Origin of the sequence: Kocuria marina (assembly GCF_000786655.1) — a bacterium.
Lineage (GTDB): Bacteria > Actinomycetota > Actinomycetes > Actinomycetales > Micrococcaceae > Kocuria > Kocuria marina_A.
In genome coordinates this window covers 146,929-168,908 of the sequence record NZ_JROM01000058.1, presented here as the reverse complement: position 1 = coordinate 168,908, position 21,980 = coordinate 146,929, and the positions used below count along the sequence as shown (strand labels likewise).

The window sequence follows — 21,980 nt, the reverse complement described above, 5'->3', positions numbered from 1 at the left end:
GGGGGGGGGGGGGACATGCCAGCCGACCCGGCGAGCGCTGTCCGAGGGCGCACTTGGCGAAAGCAGCGAACCCGACCCACCGGATACGGGGCCCGCCCGCGGGCGTCACCCCGCGGCGTCGTCCCCCGACACCCGCTCCACGACGGCGCTCGCCACCGCCTCCGCCTCGCGCTCCGGCAACCAGTGGGACGCGTCCAGCTCCACGAACCGGTAGGGGGCGGCCACATAGTCGGCGGTGTGCTCGGCGGCGGTGCGGCCGAGTGCGAAATCGCGATTGCCCCAGACGAACGTGGTGGGCACCCGCACGAACGCGGCGGCGTTGGAACCGCGTGTGAGACCCGATGAGCGCACGGTGGCGCGATACCAGTTGATCGGGCCCCGCATGTCCCGCGGTGTTGCAAAGCGTTCGTCGTAGTGCTGCGCGGCCTCATCGGGCACGCCGGAACGGCGTAGCAACGAACCCGCCCGACCCGCGAACACCAGTTCGGGGAGCTTCGGCACCTGGAACGCCCCGATGTACCACGACCGCCTCAGCTGATCCGGCGTGCGTAGAGCCCGTCCGAGTGCGGAGGGGTGGGGTGTGGACAGCACGGTCTGGGAACTGACGCGCTGCGGTTCCGCGATCGCCGTGTTCCACGCGATCGCCCCGCCCCAGTCGTGACCGACCAGGTGGAACCGTTCTGTTCCAGCGGCGTCGGCCAGCGCCAGGACGTCCGCGACCAGTTCCGGCTGGGCGTAGGACGAGACCGCGGAGGGGCGCGCCCCCGGCGAATACCCGCGCTGATCCGGGGCCAGCGTGCGCAGCCCCTGGGCGTGCAGCAGCGGTGCCACCCGGTCCCAACTCGTGGAGTCCTGCGGGAAACCGTGCAGAAGGATCACCACGGGACCGTCCGCGGGTCCGCCGTCGCGCACATCGAAGCGCAGACCCTCTCGGGTGAAGTGCGTCAGTTCAGCCACGTGAGTACCTCCGGTGACGGATCAGAAGAAGCCGATGATCCGGCCCACGATGGCCAGCACGATGAACAACCCCACGAGCACCGCCAGGACGACCAGGGTGACCTTCCCCTTGGAGCTGTCCCCGGGATGATCGCGATCCAACTCGTTGTTGGTGGGCCCCACCCCGAGTCCCTCGGCGGGCGGGGTGTCCCTGTCCACGCTGTAGCCGGAATGTTCGTTGGCCGCCGCGGCCGCCTTGGAGCGGTTGGGCTCGGATTCTTCGGGATTGATGTCTGCCACCGTGACCCACTTCCTGGGTGTTCGTGCGGAACCTGTGCGAGCAGTCTAACAAGCAGGCTGATGAACCGACTCGGTGCGGCCCACGGAATTGCACGTCCCACCTCGGGCGACGCCGCGTCGTCGTGCCCTACACGTCCCGGTCGTAGTCCCGCGGCCAGGCCTGGCCCCGGGACGCCTCCACGTTCTCGTTGAAGCGGCGGGTGAGGGTCGCGAGGGTCGTGATGTCCTCGGGTGACCAGTCCGCGAGGAAGCGCCGCGAGGCCTCCCTGCGCGCCCGGAACTCGTCCGCGAGCCGCCGCGCGCCCTCTTTGGTGGCCTGGTGCTTCCGGGCGACGCCGCCCTCCGGATCCTGGATGCGCTCGATCAGACCACCCTTCATGGCGGCCGCCACCTGGCGGTGGACCGTGGAGATGTCCAGGCCAAAGGATTGCGCGAGCTCGGCCACGCTCATGGGGCCGCCGGCCTGTAAGCGGGCCAGCAAAACCGTGGAGCTGCGGTCCAGCGACTCCGTGCGGGAGTGGGGCGGCGCGCCCTGAAGTGCGTAGCGGGAGAGCAGCATGTGCTCGTAGACCAGTTCGCTGAGGGAGTCGTCGCTTTCCACCCGTCCATCCTTTCATCCCGGGCTGGATCGTCGCCCGACGGCGCTCGCGGCCCGGGGGCGTTCGTGGCCCGATGGCGCTTGCCGCCCCACGGCGCTCGAGGCCGCAGCTGCTCGGTAGCCGACGGCGCTCGCAGCCGGGGGTGCCGCGGCCCACCGCTGCGAGCGGCGTCGAACGCTGCGCCCAACGCGCCGTCGTGCGGCACGAACCGGGCGGCCGCACCCTATTGTATCCTGCAAATTGCATGTTACAATTTTGCATCGTACAAACCGCGCCTACCCAGGAGATTCCCCCGTGTCTCACGACACCAAGGCGCCCGTCCCCACGGGCCAGACACCCGCCGTCGCGCCGGGAGCGCAGCCGGCTCCCGCCACCGCCGCGGTGCGTGAACCGCTGCTCACGCCCACGTTCGTGCTGGCCTGGGTGGTCAACTTCTTCCAGTACCTGATCTTCTACATCCTGGTCACGACCATGGCGCTGTACGCCGTGCGCAGCTTCGCGGCCTCGGATGCCGTGAGCGGTTTCGCCTCGAGCGCGTTCGTGGTGGGAGCCACCCTGGCGCGGCTCGTCTCCGGGTACCTCGTGGATGTCCTGGGTCGGCGTCGGATGCTGTTGATCGCCCTCGTGGTGGTGGTCTTTGCGTGCGCGCTGTACCTGCCCGCCGGGTCGCTACCGCTGTTGATCACGGTGCGCATCGTGCACGGCTTCGGCTACGCCTTCGCGAGCACCGCGACCATGACGATCGCGCAGTCCGTCATCCCGGCCTCGCGCCGCGGTGAGGGCACGGGGTACTTCGCATTGGGTGCCACGCTGGCCACGGCCATCGGCCCCGCCCTGGGCCTGTTCCTGGTGGGCTCGTTCGACTACACCTGGATGTTCTGGACCACGCTCGTCACCGCGGTGCTCGGTCTGATCCTGGGACTCTTCCTGCGCGAACCGCTCGCCCAGCGTGAGGCCCGGGCGCAGGCGGCGCACGACAAGACCAAGACGCGTTTCTCGCTGAGCGACGTCGCCCATCCCGCCGTCCTACCCATCGGGTGCTTCATGCTGCTCGTGGGCCTGTGCTACGCCGGTGTGATCACTTACCTCAACGCCTACGCCGTGGACCGCGGGGTCACCACGGGCGCGGGCCTGTTCTTCCTGGCCTACGCGGTGGCCATGCTGATCATGCGTTTCGTCCTGGGCAAGGTGCAGGACCAGCGCGGTGACAACGTGGTGGTCTACCTGGGTCTGATCTGCTTCGCGGTGGCCCTGGGCATCCTGGCCGTGGCGCACCAGGACTGGCAGGTCGTGGTCGCGGGCGCGATGACCGGGCTCGGCTACGGCACACTCATGCCGGCCTCGCAGGCGATCGCCGTGAGCGCCGTGCCTCCTCACAAGCTGGGCACGGGCATCTCCACGCTGCTGCTGCTCATGGATGTGGGTGTGGGTCTCGGGCCCATCGCCCTGGGCATCCTGCTCTCGGCCACGGGTTTCGGCACCATGTACACGGTCCTCGCGGTGGTCGTGGTCCTCGCGGCCGTGTTCTACTACGCGGTCCACGGTCGCCACGACGTCGCCAAGCACGGGCGCCTCGTGGCCTCCGAGCAGTAAGTTCCCACCAAGAATTCGACGACGACGGCGCGCGGCCAGGTGGCTGCGCGCCGTCGTCTCATATCCGGGGTGGGCGGGGAGCTTGATGGTGCCTACTCATGCGGGAGCGGGAATCTCGTGAGGGCCCGATCGACGAGATGTTCCGTGCGTTCCTGGATCTCCGCAGGACCCCAGGACTCCTTCGTCGCGAGGTCTGCATTCAAAGGGATGCCATTGCGATAGCCGATGAAATTGCCATTGGTGTCCCGGTGATCGCGCTTGTCCAGGAATCCCCTGTTGCCCAGGTTGCTGTTGTAGACGCTAAAGGTCAGATTGCCCAGCTTGTGGGCATAACCGGCTTGGGCTTGGGCGGCTGCATCCGGGCCACCAAGCATGTCGGTCCACGCGTCGGGGAGGTTCTCGCCCTGCGGCAGGATGTGCTCGATGGTCCACACGTACTTGCCCGACTGGCGCTCCCACAGGTCCTTGCGGTTCTCGTCGGTCATGCCCTGTTCGGAAAGGGAAGTCAGGACGAAGCGTGCTGCGTCCACGTTCTCGGTGTAGAGGTCTTGCTCCAGGCGGGAACGGAAGGTTTCGTCATCCGACGAGTTCCGACGCAGGGCGTTAGCGATGACGCGGAGGACTTCGGCACCTTCCTTGTCCAGGGAGTCCTTAATAATGCCCATGAACATGCGGGGTAGAACGTACGTGGCCGGGTAGCCAGTGACGTTGCGTCGTGCGAAGAAACTGACCAGCATGTCGGTCACGATCGTCAGGTCCCGCTCCGCGAGGTTCTTGTCCTCCGCGTGAGCTTCCAGCCAGAGCAGCAGAACGTACGAGGGCGCTGCCTGCACTCGGTTGAGGTTCTGGTAAGCCAGGTCCAAACGGGTGGGATCGGGCCGTTTCCTGGTGCAGGCAATGCGGCCGAACAAGGCACTGGCCTGTACGAGCTTATTGATCTGCCCCGTGAGATCACTTTTGAAGAGGGTCTCGAAGATGTGGATGAGGTTCTTCTTGGTGGCCACGCTGGCATTGGCCACGGGCGGTAACTCCGAGATGAAGGCGTTGTAGTAGTGCCGGAGGAACCGCTCGTGGTTGTTGTACGAGTCGCCCAGGTTCCGCAGCGTCCCGTCCCACCGGGTGAAGGCGTCCTGGACGTCCATCTCTCCGCGGGCGTCCGAGAGTGCCAAGAACTGGTTCTTGATCAGATCCACGGGGGACAGCGGGAGACCGCGATTGTTGAGGGACTCGAAGAGTGTGAAGGCGTCCGAAGCCGTGGACACCTCGATCTTCACGATGATGGCGTTGTTGACGGCGCTCATCATGCGGTAGGCGGCTTCCGGCGGCGTCATGGCCGGGGCATCCGGGTCACCGGGTTCCTCCGCGAGTTCCAGGATGGCCCCGCGGAAGTGATTGAAGCACCTCACGATCCTACGTAGGCCGCAATACGGCGATTCCACTTCGTCGACGGGCAAACCAGCTTCGTGGAGCATCCAGTGATAGTCCTTGCGGTTCTCGCCCTGGGTCTGCAGGACGAGCCGCGGGGCCTTGGTGCCGGCAATCACGAGCTGACGGTCCAGGCTCTGAACACCGAAATTCTGATCGAAATCCAACTGCTCACGGTGCTCCACGAGCACGCTGTAACACGCGGCCAGCAGGATGGACAGCGTGGTCAGGCGCTGCTGACCGTCGATCAGTTCGAGCCGCGGGTTCATGGTGTCCGTGGAGTTGTTGAGCGTGATGATGGTGCCCAGGAAGTGCTGACCCTCCGCCTCCAGTAGATCCTGGAACAAGTTCTCCCACTGCCCGCGCTGCCACGAGTACTCCCGCTGATAGGGCGGGATGACGTAGGTCAGATTGCTCTGGGCATCCAACAGCGTCCGAACGGGGTACTGCGTCGCTGACTGAATCATGGGCTCACAGTACAAGTGATCGGGGACACGTATAGGTGAGTGGAACCAACGTCCCTGGTGCTCGCTCACGTGGGCGGACGGGGGCGCCGATCACAAAGGGTCGCTTCCGACCTAGCATGTGTTTGCATTTGTAGACTGCGAAGTAACTGCCCTTCCACACGGAGTCGTCGATGACCGATCAAGCCCTAGACATTGCCCCCGGAGCCATAGTCGAAATCCGGGACGAGCAATGGCTGGTCTCCGCCGTGGAGCAGACAGCGGACGGCGATCTCCTGACCGTTCGCGGGGTGAGCGAACTCGTGGAGGGGACCTCCGCGCAGTTCTACACGTCCATCGACACCGTCCGTACCCATGATCCGGCGCAGACCAAGGTGGTCGCGGACACCAGTTCCCACTACGCACGCTCCCGGCTGTGGTTGGAGTCCACGCTGCGGAAGACGTCGCTGCCCATTTCCGACCCGCAGCCCGTATTGACCTCGCATGCGCTCGCGGATGCGCTGACCTACCAGCGTCAGGCCGTGGAGAAGGCCTTGGAACCGGAGCGCTTGCGGACACGCCTACTGATCGCGGACGCGGTGGGTTTGGGTAAGACCCTGGAGATCGGGATGATCCTCGCGGAGTTGATCCGCAGAGGGCGGGGCCGCAGGATCCTGATCGTCACGCCGCGTCACGTGTTGGAACAGATGCAGCACGAGTTGTGGACCCGGTTCGCCATCCCCTTCGTCCGGTTGGACTCGGAAGGGGTGCAGAAGGTCAAGCAGAAGCTGCCGGCTACCCGCAACCCGTTCACGTTCTTCGAGAAGGTCATCATCTCGATCGACACCCTCAAGCAGGACCGGTTCATCCACGACCTGCGCAAACACCACTGGGATGCCGTGGTGATCGACGAGTCCCACAACGTGACCAATCAGGCCACCCAGAACAACCAGCTGGCCCACATCCTGGCCCCCAATACGGATGCTCTGATCCTGGCCTCGGCGACACCGCATAACGGGGACAACAAGTCCTTCGCCCAGCTGCTGACCCTTCTGGAACCCACGAGCGTCAGTGCGCAGGGCGATATCAGTAAGCCGGCGGTACACAACCTGATGATCCGCCGTCACCGGTACTCGGAAGCGGTGGCCCACGAGGTAGGGGACCGGTGGGCCGAACGTAAAGAGCCGCGCCACATCGCCGTGGCACCAAGCCCCGAGGAATTCGCGGTGGGGGAGGAGATCGCCACCACGTGGACGCACTCCCAAGGGGCCCCGCCCGTGACGGGTAAGGGATCCCGATTGTTCCCGTGGACCCTGGCCAAAGCGTTCCTCTCCTCGCCGGTGGCCCTGGAGGCGACGATCGACGCTCGGCTACGCACGCTCGAGGACAACGCCGCCGCGGGCGCGGAGCAGGAGGCGCTCCTGCGGTTGCGCGACCTCAACACGGCATGCTTGCCCGAGACCGGCTCTCCCCGCTCCGGGAAGTACCAGGAACTGGTATCGCAGTTGCGGAGCAAGGACGTTGGTCCCCGGTCGGCCGAGCGCGCGGTGGTCTTCGCGGAACGCGTCCCCACGCTGGAATGGCTGCGTGAGCACCTCACCCGGGATCTCAAGTTCAAGTCCGGCCACGTGCGTGTCCTGCACGGCGGTCTCACGGACGTGGAGCAGCAGGAACTCGTCGAGTCCTTCAAGCAGGCGTCGAGTCCCATTCGCGTGCTGGTCACGGGGGACGTCGCCTCGGAGGGCGTGAACCTGCACCTCCAGTGCCATGAACTCATCCATTACGACATCCCGTGGTCGCTCATCCGGATCGAGCAGCGTAACGGACGCATCGACCGTTACGGACAGCTGCATTCGCCGCAGATCACCACACTCCTGTTGGACATGGAGGGAGCCGGTGGATTCTCGGGTGACATCCGCGTGATCACCCGCCTGATGGAGCGCGAGCGCGAAGCCCACGAGAAGCTGGGCGACGCCGCCTCTCTCATGGGCTCGTACTCGGGTGACGCTGAGGAGAAGGCCATTACGGAGGTCTTGCGGGGCGCCAAGGACTTCGATGCCGTGGTTCCGTACCCGGAGGCAGCGGCGGAGCACCACGACGACGATTGGCTCGCCATCCTGACGGAGGCTGCCGCTCAGGAGCCGGCCCACACTGCTGGGGGAGAGCACCCCGCGGGCATCGCCCCGTCGGATCGCCGGGGACAGGGAAGTACCACGGGGCTGTTCGGATCGGACGTGGATTATCTGCGCGAAGGGCTGACCGAGCTCTACGGTGAGCCGGACCGACCGCGGGACAGGGGAGGTGTGGGTCTCACGATCGAACGCAACAACGCCGGCAGCATCCAGTCCATCACCTTCGAGCCCAGCCCGGATCTGCGTCAGCGCCTCCTGGCTCTTCCTCAGTCGTATCTGGAGGACCGCGGTGTGCTGGATCGGATGCGTCTGACACCGGACCGGGCTACCGCGGAGGCCCGCCTCACGGCGGCGCGCAATGACGCCAAGGGCACCTCGTGGCCGGACACCCACTATCTCTCCCCGCTGCACCCGGTGCTGGACTGGGTCGCGGACCGATCCCTGGCCCACCTGGGCCGGGACGAGATCTTCGCCGTGCAGGGGTCGGTGCAACAACCCACGGTGGTGCTGCAGGGCATCGTGACGAACCGCCGCGGTCAGAACATCGCGGTGTCCCACATGTCGGTGCAGTTCATGGGCAACTATCCGTTGCCGCAGATCAACTCCTCCCCGGCAGAATTGTTCCAGGACCTGGGCCTGAACCCCGACACCATCGGTGTCCCGGTCCATGAACCGGAACAGTACGAGCCGCTCGTCCCCCTCGCGGTGCAGGCCGCCAGGAATCTCATGGACGAGGGTGTGGCGGTGGCCGCGCGGGATGCCGCGGAGCAACGCGCGCAGGACTGGGTCCAGCGCATGGACGAATGGGAACGCGGTGCCGAGGGTGTGGTCGCGCAAACGCAGTTGTTCCGGCAGTCCCGGGCAGCGCTCGAGGGAGAACGTCGATTGGCGCAGGACATGTTGCCGGACCGCACGTACGTGCGCCCACTGCTGGTGGTAGTTCCCAAGGGAGGGGAGTGATCATGCCGGCCAGTGATGCCCTGGTGGTGGTCAACGATTGGATCAGCGAGTTCTACTTCACAGCGGACGAGAACTCCGGGACGTTCTTCGCGGAGACCAAGAAGCTGATCAAGGAGTGGAAGCAGGAATCGGAGGCCTCTCCCGCGTGGCGCAGCCCGTTGGAGCGGTTCACGAGTTCTCGCCAGCACATCCTGTCCGAGCTGATCGCGGTGCACGCCAGCGCGGCGGACCTTCTCGACACCGCCTCGGTGCAGGATCGGCGGGAAGAACTGGGGCGGGCGACGTCGGCGTCGGCGGAGCTGCTGCGCAGTGTCCTGGGATATGACGAATCCCCGCACCGCGGTGGTGGCGCCCTACGCTGGTACTCGCCCCAGGACACCACGGACCCCAGCATCGCGATGATCGATGCGTTGGCCGCCGAAACGGCCGAGGAGCTGCTGTCCAAGCACCACGGCGTCCTCACGGAGGACGTCACGGTGGATGAGGAGTCCGGGGAGTCGATCTCCGGGGTGAGCGCGCTGCTGTCCGCGCTGGTGTCCCAGGACCAGCCGCCGCGATACATGCTCGTGGTGGCGGGGCGCACCGTGGTGCTCACGAGCGAGGACGCGTGGCCGCAGGGGCGCTACCTGGCCGTGGACGTGCAGACCGTCGCCGAGCGCGGGGACGCCAAATCCGGCGGCGAGATCCAGCGCATGCTCGCGTGCATCTCCGCGCCCGCCGTGGCCCCGGATGCGAACGGCACCGTGTGGTGGGACGCGCGCCGGGAGGAGTCCGTGCGCAATGCGGTGGGCGTTTCCAAGGACCTGCGAGACGGTGTCCGCGAGTCCATCGAGATCATCGCGAACGAGGTGGTCTCCCGCCGCAAACAGCAGGGTCTACCGCTCCTCCCGGATGACCAGGCTCAAGTACTGGCCGTCCAGTCCCTGCGCTACCTCTATCGCATTCTGTTCCTGCTCTACGCGGAGGCCAGCCCCGAGCTGGGTGTGGTGCCGGCGGGCGATCCCGAGTACGAGGCGGGGTACTCGATCGACCGTCTCCGGGAGCTCACGCTCAAACAGCTCACGTCCCGCTCGGAACAGGGAACGCACTTCTACTCGTCCCTGCAGGTGCTCTTCGAGCTGGTGGAGCGCGGCCACACACCGCGGGAATGCGGGGACGACGACGCCGCGCTCGCCGCGCGCGAAGGCCTCACCTTCGAGGCGTTGCGCTCCGATCTGTTCCGCCCCTCCCGCACGAGCCTGATCGACGAGGTGCGCCTGGGCAACAAGGCACTGCAGAAGGTGCTGCAGAATCTGTTGCTCACCAAGGAGCGCAGGGGCCGGGACCGCGGGTTCATCAGTTACGTGGCCCTCGGTATCAACCAGTTGGGCGCCGTGTACGAATCGCTCATGAGCTACACGGGTTCCTTCGCGAACGGGACCCTGGTGGAGGTCGCGAAGCGCGGCGATCCCTCCGAAGGCTCGTGGGTGGTCCCCGAGGACCGCGTGGACGAGGAACTGCGCGAACACGTGGTCATGGTCGAGGACGATCTGGGCCGCGAGGTGCCCCGCACCTACCACTTCGGTGAGTTCGTGTTCCGGCTGTCCGGGCGGCAGCGGCAGCAATCGGCCTCCTACTACTCGCCCAAGGTGCTCACCGAGTTCACGGTGCAGCAGGGCCTCGAGGAACTGCTCACGGAGGACCTCTCCGCGCAGGACATCCTGGGGTTGTCCGTGTGTGAGCCTGCATTGGGTTCCGGCGCGTTCGCCATCGAGGCCGTGGGACAGCTCGCTTCTGCGTACCTGGAACGGCGGCAGGCCGAGCTCGATCAGAAGATCGACCCGGAGGACTACCCGGCGCAGCTGCAGCGGGTCAAGGCGTATATCGCCCTGCACAACGTCTACGGCGTGGACCTCAACCCCACGGCCGTGGAGCTCGCGGAGGTGTCCCTGTGGCTGGACACCATGTCCCGTGGGTTGAAGGCGCCGTGGTTCGGACTGCGATTGCGCTCCGGCAACTCCCTGGTGGGTGCGCGCCACTCGGTGTACGACACCTCGGTGGTCGAGAAGTCCACGCCCAAGGTGCGGATGACGACGACGCCCCGCCACGTCTCCCTGGACCGCACCGTGGATGCCAGCACCGGGATCTTCCACTTCCTGCTGCCCGCCGAGGGCTGGGGCGCTGCCGGGTCGAACAAGGAGATCAAGAAGCTCGCACCGGAACAGGCCAAGGCCCTTCGGGAGTGGGCCAAGCGCGTGCACCGCAAGCCCACCAAGGCGGAGATCAAGGAACTCACGTCCCTCACCGAACGCATCGACGACCTCTGGCAGCTCGCCCGACGCCGCATGGTCGAGGCCGAGCGACAGTCCCGCCGGTCGGTCGACGTATGGGGCGCGGACCTCGAGCCGGGCGGTTCGGTCTCGCGGGAGGAGATCGAGGCGTGGCTCGAAGATCCCAACTCCGCGTATCGTCGGCTGCGGCTCGTCATGGACGCATGGTGCGCCATGTGGTTCTGGCCGGTCACTCTGGACCAGGACGCCCCGCAGCCACCCGAGTTCCAGGAGTGGCTGGAGGTGATCCGGCGGATCACGGGTCACAAGTTCACCGGACGCAAGGGCAGGCAGGCCGAATACTTCCGCAGCAGCGCTGACGAGTGGGAAACGCTGGAGGGCATCGAGTCGATGTTCCCCGCGGATGGTACCGTGAACATCGACCGCTTACTCTCGGAGACCCCGTGGTTGCGCGAGGCGCAGCGGATTGCCAAGGAACAGCGGTTCTTCCACTGGGAACTCGACTTTGCGGCGGTGTTCTCCCGCGGTGGTTTCGACTTCCAGGTGGGAAACCCGCCGTGGGTGCGGCCCCGACCTGACGTGGCTGCGCTCCTGGGGGAAAGCGATCCGTGGTGGACCCTCACGGAGAAGCCATCAGAGAAGGCGAAGAACGCTCGCCGCCCTTACAGCTTGGGGATGCCGGGAGCGGAGCCAATTCTTCTGGCCGGTCTGACGGACACCGCCGGTCTGGCGGAATATGTTGGCTCGGCCAGTGAGTACCCCGAATTGGCCGGCACGCAGCCTGACCTGTATCGAGCGTTCATGTCCCAGACGTGGAGGCATTCGTCGCTGCGGGGCTCCACAGCACTAATACATCCCGCCTCTCACCTGACTGACGCGAATGGCTACGCTCTGCGACGGCTCACGTACAAACACCTCATGCGCCACTGGAATTTCATCAATGAACTACAATTGTTTTCCGAGGTGCACGATCTTGTTTCTTATAGCGTGAATGTTTATGGACGTGCAGGATCTCCTGGATTCTGGAATGCCGTTTCCATGTACCATCCCACTACGGCCTTGGCCTCTATGGTCCACAATGGTGATGGGGGCGAACCCGGATTCAAGGATAAAGATGGAAAATGGGATCTGCGTCCGCATTTGTCCCGGCTTGAATTCGTCGATCGTGGCGTTCTAGAGACCTGGCATGCCCTGATGGAAGGTGGGTCCGCAGACGTCCCCGTCGAGGAAAGCCGCATGGTTTTCTCGGTGAATCGTTCCGCTTCAGACACCCTGCGGCGACTCGCGGAAGTACCCACATTACGTCACTGGGAACTCGGCTTCAGCCGTGGCTGGGACGAAACCTTTGGGCGGCGGGACGGGTACTTCGAGTCCCGGTGGGGGCGTGCGCAGTCCTGGGATGATGTCATCCTGCAGGGCCCGTACTTCCACGTTGGAAACCCCTTTTATGCGTCGCGGAATCCCACGATGCGGGGCAACCAGGACTACTCCTCGGTGGACCTGGAAATGCTTCCCGGGGATGCCCTTCCCGTGACCGAGTACAAGCCCATTTATGAGCATGCCGTGGATGGCTCCGTGTCCACGTCGCGATACGATCTGGCCTACGGGTCGTGGTCGGTACAGGACCCCCACAATCTCAGGGAGCAAATGCTCACCCCGGTGCGGGATCACTATCGCGTAATGTGGCGCGCCATGGCGGCGGGCACGGGAGAGCGCACATTGATTCCCGCTGTATATCCGCCCGGAACGTCATCGGTCAACTCCGTGTTTGCGGAGGGATACCCTGAGTCCCCTCAAAGGCTGATCCTGGCGGCGGCCAGCATGTCGACTTTGATTTCCGATTTCCTTGTCCGTGCGACAGTGGGAAGCGGCATTTATCAAACCGCGGTGGACCGGCTTCCCCTCATCCCCGAAGATCACCCCCTGGCCCCGGCTGCGGCCCTGCGCATACTTCGGCTCAATTGCCTCACCGAGGCGTACGCGGATCTCTGGGAGGACTGCTGGGACCCGGCCATGGCGGAGGACTCGTGGACCGGTGGCCGGGATCGCCCCGGCCGGCCCGCTCTGGGGGATGTCAGCGCTCACTGGGACACGGACACCCCTTTGCGGATGGACGAGGACCGACGGCGAGCGCTCGTGGAGATCGACGCCATCGCGGCCCACGTGACCGGGATTCCCATCGACGAGCTGTGCACGCTGTATCGCACTCAGTTCGGGGTTCTGTACACGTACGAGCGCGGCGAGGACAAGCGGGGCAAGGTCTACGACGATGACGGTCGCCTTCTCCCCTCTTCCCTGCGCACGGCGTGGAACAAGGCCGGGCGACCCGAGCGAGGCATGAGCGAGGCGGACCGCACATACGTGAATCCAAGTGGTCGCGACATCACCGCCCCCGAGCCTTTCCGCATCCTGGATCGGGAAACGGACATGCGTGAGGCCTACGCGGCGTTCGCCGAGCGGATGGGTCGGGGCGCACACGAAGGAGACATTGAGGCATGAGTGAGCTGCTTCCCTCGCTGCAGGCCGAGGCCGTGCAGTCGGCCCTGGTGGAATACGTCACCACGGCCATCGAGTTCTCGGACCGGTACGCGCGGGATGCGTTCAGCTCATTCTTGAGTGATGAGGACGAGGGGATCTTCCGGGGTCCGTTCGTGCGGACTCGGCTGCCGTTCCACACCGATCCCGGCACACCGCCCCTCGATGTCCTCCCCAGTTGGTTTCAGCCGTACGCCCACCAGGCGGAAGCATTCCGGCGGCTCACCACGGATCCCACCATGGCCGGGCCCCGGGACCGGAGGGGTTTACGGATCCCCGAGCCCACCATCGTGACCACGGGGACGGGTTCCGGAAAGACTGAAGCCTTCCTCTACCCGCTGCTGGATTACGCGGTGCGCGCTCGGGCTCAGGGCGTACACGGCATTAAAGCAATCATCCTCTACCCCATGAACGCGCTGGCCAATGACCAGGCGGGACGGCTCGCGCGCATGATCCACGACAACCCGGCGTTGCGGGGTGTCACGGCGGCCCTCTACACGGGTGAACACTCCGGGGCGCCGCGCACCCTCATGACCGAGGACGGGTTGATCGAGGATCGCCACACCATTCGGTCCATGGCCCCGGACATCGTGCTGACCAACTACAAAATGTTGGATCAGCTGTTGCTGCGCTCGGCGGATCGTCCTCTCTGGGAACAGTCCGCCGAGTCCCTTCGCTACCTGGTCCTGGACGAGTTCCACACGTACAACGGTGCCCAGGGAACCGATGTGGCCATGCTCATCCGACGCCTCCGTCTGGTCCTGGATCGACTGGCCCCGCAACGCACCGCCATGATTCCCGTGGCCACCTCCGCCACGCTGGGTGACGACAGCGACATCGCCCCGGTCGCCGAATTCGCCGGCACCATTTTCGGCACGGAGTTCCTCCCGGGATCGGTTGTAACGGAGCGTCGCGTGACCCAGGACGCGCTGCAGCGCTCCGCCCTCGATCGTCTGAACATCACGGGCTTGCAGGCCCAGGAGCGCCCCACTCTGGGCCAGCTGCACGAGGTCTTCGAGCTCCTCCCGATTAATAGGGGTGGACTGGTTCCGGACCCCGCGGAACTCACGCGTCGGATGATGCACGTGTTGTGGGATGGGGTGGGTCACCAGGACGCTCCGCTGGATGCGGCCACCGAACGCGACTTGTTCCTGGCCCATCCGCTGGTGAGCCGGCTGTTGGCCCTGGCCACGCGGGCCACACCCGTGCGGGAGCTCAGCGCGGCACTCGTGCCGCATCTGGATCCGGCCACCACCGGCCCCCGATTCCTGGAAGCCTTGGGCGGCGCGCTGTCCCACGTGCGCTCCCGGGCTGAGCGCAATAGTTTCCCGAACGTGGAGGTCCACCTCTGGACCCGTGAAGTGTCTCGCGTGGACCGCGCGGTATCTCCCGCGGTGGCCTTCGGCTGGAGTGATGACCGCACCGTGCACGACGGCAGTTACCTGCCTGCCATCTACTGCCGGCACTGCGGGCGGACCGGGTGGGGCATCGCGCTCACCGGAACCGACGACCTCGTGGTCAAACCCCAGGCCATTCGGGAGGCGCACGTGCGCTTCACCGGACGGTTCCGCGCGCTGATCTCCATGCCGGGTGCGGAAGCCGGGGACGACGACCGGGTACGGTTCCTCAACCCGGAGCGTCGCACCATCGAGGACACCCTCCCCGAGGAGGACGCGGGCGACGTCGACAGCCTGCCCGTGTTCATGCACGTGGGGCTGGAGGCGGACAAGAAGTCCATTGATGACATGTGTCCCGCGTGCCGTGAACCGAACGGGATCCGTTTCGTGGGGTCGCGCACCGCCACGCTGCTGTCCGTGGCGCTGTCCAGTCTGTTCGGGACGGCCGGGCTGGACCTCAGCGAGAAGAAATCCTTGGTGTTCACGGATTCAGTCCAGGACGCGGCGCACCGCGCGGGTTTCGTGGAGGCCAGGTCCTACTCGCTGGCCCTGCGCTCGGCGATCGAATCGGCGCTTACGGAGGATCCCGCTCCCGTGCGGGACGTGGTGGCCCGGATGATGGCGGCGGCGCATACCCCGGAGGAGCGCTACCGCCTCCTGCACCCGACCATTGCGGAGAACCCTCCCGTGCGCGGCTACTGGGATGACTCCAAGGACCGGCACCGGCGGCGTCGTGCCGCGGAACGCGTGGCCACCCGCCTGGAATTCGACCTGGAGCTGGAAGCCGGTCTGGTGGAGTCCTACGGCCGTACCCTGGCAACCACCGGTACGGCGGCCGCGTCCGTGCTCGCGGACGAGGACGAGCTGCGCTCGGTGGGCGGTGACGTCCTGGAACGGGCCCTGCAACAGATGACGCTCGACGTGACCGGGCAGGGCGCGACCGATCCCGTGGTGAGCGTGTGGGTGCGCGGAGTGCTGGAGCGGTTACGCACGGACGGCGCCATCGCCCACCCGTGGCTCGAACCGTACCGCGCCAAGGGTGGCCTGCGGTACAACATCTGGGGAGGGCGCCGGCCCAAGGATGTCATGCCCGCGTTCCCACCGGCGCGTCGATCACCCGCGTTCCCGGCCACGGGCAAGCGTAAAGAAAAGACGATCTTCTCTGACCCTGCCAATTCCACCAGCTGGTATGCGGACTGGACCTCGCGGTGTCTCGGGGTGGATCGTCGTAGCGCGGGGCACCTCATGAAACCGCTGTTCACCGCGTTGGGCGAGCACGGCCTGACGGACACCGTGCCGGTGATCCAGCGGGGCATCACCATCTCCGAGAGCTACGGTTTGCGCCCCGAAAAGCTGATGATGGCGCGCATTCCCGAACCCGCGGCCGTCCTGCGTTGCCCCGCATGCGGGGAAGTGGTCACGGGCCTCCCGGGCACCCTCAGGGCAATGTCGGGTGGGCCGTGCCCCGCGTACCAGTGCAAAGGACATCTGCGCGAGGACACACTGCGCGGCAGCTACTACCGCAGCCTGTACCGCGGGGACATGCGGCGCGTGATCGCCCGCGAGCACACGTCCCTCCTGCAAGCGCAGACGCGCTTGCAGTACGAGAACGAATTCAAGAACAGCGAGTCCACGCCGGGCGCGCCCAACGTCCTGGTGGCCACACCCACACTGGAAATGGGCATCGACATCGGTGATTTGTCCACCGTGATCCTGGCGTCCATTCCGGACACCGTGGCTTCCTACCTGCAGCGGGTGGGTCGAGCAGGACGCCTGACCGGCAACTCCCTGGACCTGGCGTTCATGACCACGCGGGGCAAGGGCTCCGCATTCATCGAACCGGAGTTCATGCTCAACGGAGCAGTGCGCCCGCCGGCGGCATACCTGTCCGCGGAGGAAATCCTGCACCGGCAGTACACGGCGTTCCTCATGGATCGCATGGCGGGGGATGACGGTATGCCCGATCCGGCCCGTGCGGCTTCCGTGATGAAATCCAGTGAACCGGGGACGTTCCTGGGCAGCATGCTCGCGGATGCCCGCGAACATTCCCAGCAGCGACTCGATGAGTTCCTCTCCGCGTTCCAGGTGGGGGACGAGCCGCGCCGGGGCATGACCGGGGAGGCTGCGGCTGCCCTGCGCGAATGGGCCACCTGGCCCACCACCGGCGAACCCAGCGGTCTGGAAATCGCGGTGCGCTCGTCGGTCCAACGTTGGTGGCATGAGAAGAACGAGCTGCGGTTCCGCAGGCAACGCGTGGAGCAGCGGCTCAAGGCCATCGCGGAGGGCACGCTGGTGATCACCGCAGACGATGACGGCGAACTCATCACCCAGTTGAAGGGACAACAGCAGCTCCTGGACGAGCAGGAACGGAAGCTGGGGGAGGTCGAGGACCCCGAAGCGCGGGCCCGCGAGGAACGCCGCCTCACGGGAAGCCAAGCCCGCTTGCGCGCCGAATCCTCCCAGCTGAGTCATGAGCACTGGATCGGTGTCCTGGAGCGGTTCGGGATCCTGCCCAATTTCACACTGTTCGACGACGCCGTGAGCCTGGAGGCCACTCTCACCTATCGGGACGAGCACGACAACTGGAAGCACATTCCCGCTGAGTACGAGCGTTCGGGTTTCACCGCGTTGACCGAGCTTGCGCCCGGGAGTCACTTCTATGCCGGCGGCCACGAGCTGGAGATCGATGCGGTGGACGTGGGTAGCGACGGCGCCGGTGTGCGGCGCGTTGCCTTCTGCCCCGACTGCGGTCACAGCCAGGAGATCGCGCCCACGGAACGGTTGGACGCGTGCCCCAAGTGCCACCGGCCGGGGATCGCGGATGAGGGCCAACGGCTGCACGTGGTGGAACTGACCAAGGTGTCCTCCACCATGGAGCTGAACCGCGCCAAGATCTCCGACGCCTCCGACGACCGGACCCGGACGAACTACGACACGTTGACCATCCCGGACTTCACCGAGGCGGAAACCCGCGCGCAATGGTCCATCAGCGGCACCGGTGTGGGTGTCACGTTCCGCCGCGGTGCGCGCCTCACTCGGCTCAACGTGGGCAAGCCGCGTGAGGGTGCCCTTGAACCCGTGCTTGCGGGGCGCCGGCAAAGGATCGGCGGATTCGTAATCTGCGCGGTGTGTGGCCACCTGGACCAAACCCTGGGGGAGAACCAGCCGCAGGAACACCAGGGGTGGTGCACCCAGCGGCGTGTGGAGAACCCTGAATCGGTGTCCGTGGTGCTGGCCCGTGAACTGACCACCGAGGCCATCATGATCAGCCTCCCGCCCTCCATCACCGACGACAGCTCCGGGCGCTCGCTGTGGAGTTTCTTCGCGGCCCTCATGCTGGGGCTGCGGGAGCGTTTCGGCGGGGAGATCAATCACCTGAACATGGAGGTGGTCCCGGACGTCACGCGCAATAATGCGGACTCGCTGCTCCTGTTCGATTCCGTTCCTGGCGGAACGGGTTACCTGGCGGAACTCGCATCCCCGGAATCGTTGTGGCAGCTGCTGCGAGCGGCGCACGACTACCTGGCAGAGTGCGTGTGCCGCGAACGGGAGGAAGCCGCGTGTTTCCGCTGTCTCATGCCGCACGTGCGTGCCTCCCAGCGCGAGAATCTGAGCCGACGCCGCGCCGTCGAGATCCTGAGCACCGTCCTGGGCTCGCAGACACCTGGCGAGGACATGTCCTGGCGGGTGGAGGAGGGCAGCGCCCCCGTGGGGGACGACTTCGAATCGCAGCTCGAACACCGGTTCCGCAGGGTGTTCCGCGGCGCAGTGGGTGCGCTCCCGGGAGCGCAGGTCACGGACACGGTGAGCGACGGCGGGAAGGGTTTCTCCGCCGTCGTGGGAGACGTCCGGTACTCGTACGCCTCGCAGGTCCTGTTGGGGGACACCCAGCCGGACGCGCTCATCACGTGGCCCGCGCAGCACGGGATCAGGGGAGCGGCCATCTACCTGGACGGCCGGGAGTTCCACGCCTCCCTCGCGCACAACCGCGTGGGAGACGACGCCGCCAAACGCCGTGGTCTGCGCGAGCAGGGATACCTCGTGTACGCCGTGACGAGCGCGGACCTGGACGCATTCGAGGCCGCACAGCGCCAAGAACCCGCGGAATCGGTGCTGGAAGGCATGTGGCACCCGAACATTGCGGCTGCTCTGCAGGGTCGCAGGGTCGTGGACGGGGACGACCTCGCCTATCTCACGGCCAACCCCGTGGACCAATTGCTGGCCCTGTTCCAGGGGACCGGCAGGGACCCGCTCAAGCGTGTCCTCACCGTGAGCCAGAAACTCAGCCTCCTGCTCTTCCAGGGGCAGTCCTCGCCGGTAAGCCCCCAGGCGCTGAACGAACAAGCCCTCGCCATCCTGGACACGCCGAGCGGCGAGGAACCGGCCATCCCGCCGCAGCAACCGACGGTCCCCGGATTCGTACGTCGGACGGGCCCGCTCGTGATCCTCGGGACCATGAAGGACAAAGACAGCCAGTTGGCAGTGGTGCTGGATGACCGGGAGGAGGCCGTGGCGTCGCCGTACTTCGCGGACGCGTGGCGCCAGTGGCTGGCCCTGGCGAATCTGCGCCAAGCCATGGAACCCGGGGCCACCTCGATCCTGGAGACCCGCTCATCGCTGTCCGAGTTCACCCGGGAGCAGCAGGACGAGGAGAACTCGTGGGTCGAGTTCCTGTCCCACGTCTCCACGACACCGACGGCGCCCGGAGTTTCGAGCCTGGGTCCTGCGGACATCACCCCGGTGCGACAGGCTGTGGAACTGGACCCGCAGTGGCGGCGCCTGGTGGATGACGCCCTGACACAGGAAGAAGCACAAGTGCTCACCTTCGCGGGCCAGCGCGGACTGCCCGTGCCCCGCGTGGGTGATGAGATCGAGGGCTATCCCGTGGACCTGGCCTGGCCGGAACTGCGCGTCGCATGGCTCTCCGAGGAATCACTCGTCTCGGAGTTCACGGCGGTGGCTCCGGACGGTTGGACGGTCATGGGACCGGACGTCGCCACGGTCCGGGAGGTCCTGGCAACCGGCGGACTCACTGATGGAAAGACGGTGGAACAATGACGACACCAGACAAGCAGCTCATCCTGGACCGCGGCTTCGCCGACAGTTACGACAAGTCCATTGCGGGCAAGGTCACGGCCACCATCGAAAAGCTCCACAAGGACACGACCACCAACGGCCTGCACATCGAGCCCATCCGCAACAGCGCCGACGATCGCGTCCGCACCGCACGCGTGGACCAGTTCCACCGCATGGTCATGTTCGATCTGGGTGGCTTCCTGCTCCTCTACGGGGTGTACGCCCACGACGATGCCTACGAGGTTGCGGCCAAGACCTACGTCCGCGTGAATCCCATGAACGGCGCCGCGGAGATCCGCCGCATGGAACCCACCTCGGCGCGCGGCGAACGCCACTACACGGACGCCGAGCTCAAGGCCCTCGTGGAAGCCCGAGCCGCCGAAATGGTGGCATTGCAGCAGGAACAGCCGGCGGCGTCGTCGAACCCCACGCCTACTACGAGCCCCAATCCGCTGGGGACCTTCTCGCGGGAGGAACTGGCCGGGCAGCTGGGGGTGGATGAGCCCGTGGCCGAGGTCGCCGTGAGCGCCGAGTCCGATGATGAGCTCGTGGCCTTTCTGGGGCGTGTGGGCGGCTGGCAGGGTGACGCACTCCTGGACCTCGCGACCGGAACCCCCCTGGAAGAAGTGCGAGAGCGCTATGCCGCGGGCGAGGACACCGCCGCCGGCGGTACCGAGGTGGGCGTCCCGTCCGGGACCGACGCCGTGGTGCGCGCAGTGACCACGCCGCGTGCCGCGTCCCGCTTCCACTTGATCGAGGACGACGCCGCTCTGGAAAAGGCCCTGGCCAGCGGCGACTTCGAGGCGTGGCGGCTGTTCCTGCACCCCGACCAGCAGGAATACGTGGACAAGCGGACGTATGGCCCGTTCAGGCTGTCCGGCGGTGCGGGGACCGGAAAGACGGTAGTTCTCGTACACCGGGCCGTGCGCCTGGCGCGGGAGAACCCCGGGGCTCGCATTCTGGTGGTGTCCTACACGCGCAACCTGGTGGACATGATCGCGCAGCAGATCCGTTCCCTGGATCCGGGTGTTCGCATGGCCGGGCAGCTCGGCCAGCCGGGGATCAGCGTGATGACCCTGGACCAGGTGGCCCACCGCGTACTGAGCGAGGCGAACGGATCAGCGGCGCTGTCCGAGGCCATGGAGGAGGTCGTGGGTTGGGGTGTGAAGCGGACCCCCGGGTACCGCAACTCCGGGGCCTACGGCGTGAGCCCCTGGGACGAGGCGATAGAAGCCGTGGGATCCGAGCTCCCGGCCCGACTGGCGGTGCCCGCGTTCTTCCAGTCCGAATACCAGGAAGTGGTGTTGCCGGGTCACATCACCGATGAACGCGCCTACCTCCGCGCACCCCGTGTGGGCAGGGGGACGCGGCTGGGCCGCAATCAGCGGCGTGCAGTGTGGGCTGCCGTGCAGCGCTACCGCGCCGAGGGGCTGGCGTCGCAGGCCATCGACTGGGACGAAGCCGCGGCCGTGGCCGCCGCCGTACTCCACCGTTCCGGGGGCATCGGGGTGGCCGATCACGTTCTGATCGACGAAGGTCAGGACTTCACCCCCACGCGCTGGCTCTTGGCCCGAGCGTGCGTACCGGAGGGCCCGGACGACCTGTTCATCGCCGAGGACTCCAATCAGCGGATCTACGGTCAGCGCATAGTCCTGGGGCACTTCGGGATCAAGGTGGTGGGCCGGTCGCGGCGACTGCGTCTGAACTATCGCACCACCGAGCAGAATCTGGACCTGGCTCTGAAGGTCCTGGAGGGCGGTGCCTACAACCTGGACGAGGTCGAGGACGAACAACTGGACCACAGCCACGAGCGGTACATCTCCAGCCGATCCGGGCCCGCTCCCGTCCTTCTGCCCGCACGGGACCTGGCACACGAGTACGAGCTAGCGGCCCGACTGCTCAAGCAGTGGCTGTCCGAGCTCTCCGAGGACGGCCTCGCGGCGAGCACCCTGGGGATCCTCACGCGCACCAAGAGAGAACGCGACGCCCTGGTGCGAACGCTCGGGGAACACGGAGTGCCGGTGGCCCCCGTGGACACGCAGGACATCCCCGCCGGGACCCCCGCGGTCATGACTCTGCATCGTGCCAAGGGGACCGAGTTCTCGCGTGTCCTGCTCTTCGAGGTCAGCGAGAGTGCGATCCCCAAGTTCTTCCCCGGGAGCCAGTACGACGAGAAAGCACACCAGGACAGCGCGCTGCGTGAGCGCTCACTGCTCTATGTGGGCGCCACGCGTGCTCGGGATGTCCTGGCGATTTCGTGGAGCAAGAAGGCGAGCCCGTTCTTGCCCACCGTGGATGAGGTGCACGCATGACC

At 66.3% G+C, this 21,980-nt stretch carries 9 protein-coding genes; 5 read left to right on the top strand and 4 right to left on the bottom strand.

The window, feature by feature from the left end:
• Positions 1-105 precede the first annotated feature (105 nt).
• The 3 genes from AS25_RS13230 to AS25_RS13220 form a co-directional block, all read right to left on the bottom strand.
• Complete coding sequence (locus AS25_RS13230; protein WP_035965723.1) at positions 106-957, bottom strand: alpha/beta fold hydrolase; 852 nt, start codon at positions 955-957, stop codon at positions 106-108.
• 21 nt (positions 958-978) lie between these two features.
• Complete coding sequence (locus AS25_RS13225; RefSeq protein ID WP_052161005.1) at positions 979-1,236, bottom strand: hypothetical protein; 258 nt, start codon at positions 1,234-1,236, stop codon at positions 979-981.
• Positions 1,237-1,363: 127 nt separating this feature from the next.
• Positions 1,364-1,837, bottom strand: coding sequence for a MarR family winged helix-turn-helix transcriptional regulator (locus tag AS25_RS13220; RefSeq protein ID WP_035965722.1), 474 nt, complete (start codon positions 1,835-1,837; stop codon positions 1,364-1,366).
• Positions 1,838-2,129: 292 nt separating this feature from the next.
• Between AS25_RS13220 and AS25_RS13215 the strand changes: the two genes are divergently transcribed.
• A complete protein-coding gene (locus AS25_RS13215) occupies positions 2,130-3,428 on the top strand; it encodes an MFS transporter (protein ID WP_084118232.1) in 1,299 nt (432 codons plus the stop codon).
• A 92-nt stretch (positions 3,429-3,520) separates the two neighbouring features.
• On the opposite strand, the gene AS25_RS13210 is transcribed toward AS25_RS13215, so the two are convergent.
• Positions 3,521-5,320 (bottom strand): DUF262 domain-containing protein, encoded by a 1,800-nt coding sequence (locus tag AS25_RS13210; RefSeq protein WP_035965721.1) that lies wholly within the window; start codon positions 5,318-5,320, stop codon positions 3,521-3,523.
• 170 nt (positions 5,321-5,490) lie between these two features.
• Here AS25_RS13210 and AS25_RS13205 point away from each other — a divergent pair, with 170 nt between their 5' ends.
• The 4 genes from AS25_RS13205 to AS25_RS13190 are packed head-to-tail and all read left to right on the top strand — an operon-like array spanning position 5,491 to position 21,978.
• Positions 5,491-8,388, top strand: a complete 2,898-nt coding sequence (locus AS25_RS13205) for an SNF2-related protein (RefSeq protein WP_035965719.1) — start codon at positions 5,491-5,493, stop codon at positions 8,386-8,388.
• 2 nt (positions 8,389-8,390) lie between these two features.
• Complete coding sequence (locus tag AS25_RS13200; RefSeq protein ID WP_035965786.1) at positions 8,391-13,157, top strand: Eco57I restriction-modification methylase domain-containing protein; 4,767 nt, start codon at positions 8,391-8,393, stop codon at positions 13,155-13,157.
• Positions 13,154-19,648 (top strand): DEAD/DEAH box helicase, encoded by a 6,495-nt coding sequence (locus AS25_RS13195; protein WP_035965716.1) that lies wholly within the window; start codon positions 13,154-13,156, stop codon positions 19,646-19,648. Before AS25_RS13200 ends, AS25_RS13195 begins: the two co-directional genes overlap by 4 nt.
• Positions 19,645-21,978 carry a 3'-5' exonuclease gene (locus AS25_RS13190; protein ID WP_035965714.1) on the top strand — a complete coding sequence of 778 codons (2,334 nt, stop codon included), beginning with the start codon at positions 19,645-19,647 and terminating at the stop codon, positions 21,976-21,978. Before AS25_RS13195 ends, AS25_RS13190 begins: the two co-directional genes overlap by 4 nt.
• The last annotated feature ends 2 nt before the right edge of the window (positions 21,979-21,980 follow it).